The sequence below is a fragment of the Metabacillus mesotrionivorans genome, from assembly GCF_052171315.1.
In the GTDB taxonomy this organism is placed as follows: domain Bacteria; phylum Bacillota; class Bacilli; order Bacillales; family Bacillaceae; genus Bacillus_P.
In genome coordinates this window covers 3,189-3,426 of sequence record NZ_JBQMFF010000014.1, presented here as the reverse complement: position 1 = coordinate 3,426, position 238 = coordinate 3,189, and the positions used below count along the sequence as shown (strand labels likewise).

1 pseudogene is annotated in these 238 nt (G+C 52.5%); it reads right to left on the bottom strand.

Annotated features, from left to right (window positions below):
* Positions 1–238: pseudogene (locus ACTSEZ_RS20285) on the bottom strand (tRNA (adenosine(37)-N6)-threonylcarbamoyltransferase complex transferase subunit TsaD); the annotation flags it as partial.

Here is a 238-nt window from a genome sequence, read left to right as displayed (position 1 = left end):
AAGCGACAGCAGCGGGAATTTCAGCTCAGAAATAAGCTGGTTGGCATAAATATGCCCCGCAATATGATGAACGCCAACAAGCGGCAGCTGATGGGCAAATGCAAGAGCCTTTGCCGCATTTACTCCAATCAAAAGGGCTCCGACCAGTCCTGGCCCCTCCGTTACAGCAATCGCATCGAGGTCTTTAAAGCCCATGTCCGCCTGCTTCAGCGCTTCTTCCAGAACAATCGTCAGCTGC